At 40.0% G+C, this 4,219-nt stretch carries 3 protein-coding genes and 1 tRNA gene; 1 reads left to right on the top strand and 3 read right to left on the bottom strand.

Annotated elements, in window-relative coordinates; translation table 11 throughout:
* Positions 1–142: 142 nt before the first annotated feature.
* The gene (locus A5295_RS03415) at positions 143–1,108 is read right to left on the bottom strand and encodes an ABC transporter permease (RefSeq protein ID WP_033888459.1); all 966 of its coding nucleotides are present in this window, start codon (positions 1,106–1,108) and stop codon (positions 143–145) included.
* Positions 1,109–1,327: 219 nt separating this feature from the next.
* On the bottom strand, positions 1,328–3,019 hold the full coding sequence (locus A5295_RS03410; protein WP_064621704.1) for an ABC transporter substrate-binding protein: 1,692 nt from the start codon (positions 3,017–3,019) through the stop codon (positions 1,328–1,330).
* Between the two features lie 174 nt (positions 3,020–3,193).
* Between A5295_RS03410 and A5295_RS03405 the strand changes: the two genes are divergently transcribed.
* Entirely contained in the window at positions 3,194–3,925 is a 732-nt protein-coding gene (locus A5295_RS03405) for a GntR family transcriptional regulator (protein ID WP_012914074.1), read from the top strand.
* A gap of 94 nt (positions 3,926–4,019) precedes the next feature.
* Here A5295_RS03405 and A5295_RS03400 read toward each other — a convergent pair.
* A tRNA-Leu gene (locus A5295_RS03400) sits at positions 4,020–4,107 on the bottom strand.
* Positions 4,108–4,219: the final 112 nt, after the last annotated feature.

The following is a 4,219-nucleotide window of genomic DNA, read 5'->3' as shown; positions in this document are numbered from 1 at the left end:
ATTGCAAACGTTAAACACACAAATTTACCGAAAGTAGCATTCCATACGCGCTTACATAAAGTAGATTTTACTTTGATACTTTTTTTAGACATATTGCACATAAAAACTCCCTTATTCGCATGTTAGATTCAACAATAGGAAATTAATTCAAACTATCTTTAGATAACCTAGGATCAAGTAGTCGGTGCGTAATGTCAACTACAAAGCCGATTAGCAAGAACAATGCAGCAAGCATAAAAAGCTCACCTTGCACTGCAATTAGATCGCGCAAACCAACATCTCGAACCATTCCCGTACCAATACCAGGTAAGGAAAACAGGTTTTCAATAACCATCACACCCATAACCATATGAGCGAAAGTTAAACCAATAACAGATACGAGTTGAGGAAGAGCAAGTCGCAAACCAACACGCCACACAACTTGTTTGCGAGTCATTCCGCAAGCCATAGCTTGAGAAGCTACTTCACTTTTAACAATATTTTCAACAGTTGCAGCAGTGTAACGCATAAAACTAGAGCCAACAATAAGTCCGACTGTAAGAGCCGGAATAAGAAGAGACGCAAAAGCTTCAGGAAATTCGCTCCAGCCATCTGTAGGGAAACCTTGAGTTGGCAGCAAGCTGAACACGCCAATACCGCGTCCTAATAGCAAAATAAGTAGCATGCAACCCCATAATGCTGGAACAGAGCCTGCTGTAATAGCCAAAAAGCGCGTAATTGCCTGTGAAAGTTTGCCTTCATGAGTAATTTGCAAACATCCAAGTGAAATACCAACTACTAAAGCAATAAACAGACCCAAAAGAATCAGCGGAAAAGTAATAGAAGCACGCATCGCAATAATTGAACTTACAGAACGACCAGTCAACATAGACATGCCAAAGTCACCGCGGAAAACACCACAAATCCAGTCAACATACTGCGTAAAAAGTGGCTTATTAATACCAAGTTCTGCTCTAAGCTCCTCTACTTTTCCGCGAGGAGCGTTTAAGCCGGCCATAACTTGCGCAACATCGCCTGGAAGTACACGTAACGATATGAAAATAACTACAGAAATGCCAAGTAAAGCAAGAAGAAACAGCAATACTCTGTAGCAAATCATACGAAACATAAAATGCCTACTTTCTATGTTCTTCTAGTCGAAACACACCACAAATACACAAATTCGGACACTAGTGCAGTTTGCGCGCTGCGCGAGTGTCTTATTTTGCCCATTTTGGGACACTCACGCAGATTACATACTGCGCGAGTGTCTCTGATTAGTGGTTTTCGGACACGCGCGCAGTTTCATTTCTACATTAGAAACTAGATGGCGACTAGCAAATAAAAATCAACTAAGTCGCAGGTTGTATAGCGGCAAAATCTCTTGATTCATGTCAAAAGGCATTCCTTCAAGATTCTTCACTTTCGCAGTTACAACGCGATAGTTGAACAGCCAATCAGCAGGAGCATCCTCGCTAATAATTCGCGCAGCTTGAGCAAGCAATTTGTTTGACTCTTTAGGATCCGCACAAAGCATAGCTTTAGCATACAAATCCTGGACTTGCTTATTGTCGTATCCGTAGTAATACGTAGGATCCGCCCACTGCCCAAAATCGTGACTCTCATTGTGATCAACCATCGACAAATCATACTGCTTATTCTTATAAACATCCTGAAGCCAAGTAGTAAACTCAACAATATTAACTTTCAAATTGATTCCAATAGGCTTCAATTGCGAGCGCAGCTGATCGCCAATTTGCGTGCCGTAAATATTCGGATAAGTAAGCGTCAAATCCATAGGATGTGATTCGTCAAATCCGACTTCCTTCATTAACGCCTTAGCACGATGCAAATCATGTGGATACAGCTTAGTTAAATCCTCATAACCAGGGTCAAGAGAAGGAATTGGACCGCCAAGAGCTAAATCCGTTCCGCCACGAGATGCAATAATTTGCTTGTGATCAATCGCGTAACGAATAGCTTTGCGCACGCGCTTATCTTTAGTACGTTCGCCTTTCATATTCATCGCTAGAACAAATTTATCTGTGCCATTACCTGCACTTACATCGTAACGCTTGGAATCATCTTTAAAAGGCTTAGCAAGTTGACCAGAAATAGGAGCCAACGCTTGCACAGAGCCGGAAGAAAGTGCGTCAACTGCTGCGTTATCGTCAACAAAGTAGCGAACTACTATCTTATTAGTTTGCGCACGATGAATACCTTTATAACGCGGATTTGCTTTTAAAACAACACGATCATTTGGCACAAATTTGTCAATTAGATACGGTCCAGAACCGACTGCTTGAGTTTTTGCATCATACTTTGCGTTTTTATCAAAAACTAAACCTGAACGACTGCAAAGTGCCCACAAAAGCTTAGCATTTGGCTCTTTAAGAGTGATTTCAAACGTGTAATCATCTTTTGCTTTAGCAGACTCAACTTTTCCAACCATGTTAGAGCCGCGATATTTTTTAGCAATAAGCTCGTTAAACGACCATTCTGCATCATGCGCAGTAAGCTTATTGCCGTTAGAAAATACAGCACCTTTACGCATGTGGAATGTGTAACGCAAACCATCTTTACTTATTTCCCAGCTTTGAGCTAACGAAGGAACTACCTGATTAATATCATTGCGAGCAACTAAACCTTCATACACGTTACCAATAAGCAACTGGTCGAGTGAGGAACCTGATTGATTACGGATATCAAGATTCGTAGGAGCTAACTTTAGACCTATAGATACAGTTTTGTTCGAAATTTCCGATACTGAATTTGATTTATTTGGTTTATTAGATGTAGTAAGAGTTGCAAAAATTGCACTAAACACCACTACCAAAACAATAGCTAAGCTAAATAGCCATATCTTGCCCATTTTGCGTTTCGAGCCTGAATAAGCATATTTTTCAGCTTCATTCAGCGAAGAGTCAGTGCTCGCAGCGAAAGAAGTGCTTTTGTTAGCTTCATCGTTAGTTTTACCGGAGAATTTTTCAGTCGCGCCGTTTTCTTCGTGCACGCTTTCCTCAGGTTTGCTGTTAGACATACCATAAACCTTTCTTAATGGCATATAAACMTTATTTATTTGTACATTTTATTGTATGACTGGTAGGATAACAGAGTTATTAGTTTTGCATGAGCCGTTGTTACTATGCTGTGTTTTACACAAACTAGTATCAACGGCTTTTTCATATTAGCGTTTAGCTAGGGGAGAGTGATAATGGTCGAAGGTGTGCCTAAATACATTGCTGTGCGAGATAATCTACGCGCTCGCATTGATTCTATGGAAGCGAACGAACAATTACCTCCTGAAATTGAATTGTGCAAACAATACAATGTGAGCCGTATTACTTTGAGGCATGCAGTCGATAACCTTATTACTGAAGGATTACTTGTTCGTGAGCAGGGTAGAGGAACATTTCGAGCTTCTTCAATTATTCCTAGTTATAGTCAAGAAGTAATTTCTGATCGTGCGCAAGGATTTTACGAGCAGACTTATTCTAATGATGCAAAAATTAGAATAAAAGTTATTGAAAACGATGTTATTCATGATGAAGATGCTGCTGCTCGTTTAGGCCTTGATCCAGTAGATGAATTGATATGTTTGAAACGCTTGCGTTATGTTGACGATGTTCTATCGCGTTATAGTGTGCTCTATTTGCCTGCTTCTCGTTTTCCTAAAATTTTGACGCATGATTTTTCAGATGAGTCGTTATCTGATTTTTTGCTTAAAGCGTACGCTGTTCAACTTGTAGAAAATGAAGTGTCTGTGCATATAGAAAATCTATGTGACAGGCTTGCAGCAGTACTTAACCTTGAAGTTGGAACTCCTGCAATTACAGCTTATTCTACTGTAAAAGATAAGTTTGGTACGATTATTGCTTTTGGTGCATCTGTTTATGCGCCAAATTCTGGTGAGATTCGTTTCCACCTGCATTCAAATGCTGCTTAATTAAACTTTAGGGCTAACTAAGAATGTCTTAGCTAGCCCATTTTTGTGTTAAAAAACAATAAAACCTTGCTGGTTTTCCAGCAAGGTTTTTTCGTGTCCGGAGCGGGAGTTGAACCCGCACGCCTGTAACAAATAGGCACTAGCACCTCAAGCTAGCGCGTCTACCATTCCGCCACCCGGACAGGTGTTTTAGACAACAGATAAGACTATAACATCTTTTTTTCTTCTTCGCTTCGGCGTGTTGAAAAAATTACGAATTTTCAAAATATTTATATATGAAAATAGTAATAATAG

This window comes from Gardnerella sp. 26-12 (genome assembly GCF_001660745.1).
Taxonomy (GTDB): Bacteria; Actinomycetota; Actinomycetes; order Actinomycetales; family Bifidobacteriaceae; genus Bifidobacterium; species Bifidobacterium swidsinskii.
The sequence above is the reverse complement of the archived record's forward strand: the minus strand, read 5'-3'. Positions and strand labels throughout refer to the sequence as shown.

Coding starts and splice junctions, on each gene's coding strand:
- A5295_RS03415 (WP_033888459.1), bottom strand. CDS start 1,108: ATGTTTCGTATGATTTGCTACAGAGTATTGCTGTTTCTTCTTGCTTTA.
- A5295_RS03410 (WP_064621704.1), bottom strand. CDS start 3,019: ATGTCTAACAGCAAACCTGAGGAAAGCGTGCACGAAGAAAACGGCGCG.
- A5295_RS03405 (WP_012914074.1), top strand. CDS start 3,194: ATGGTCGAAGGTGTGCCTAAATACATTGCTGTGCGAGATAATCTACGC.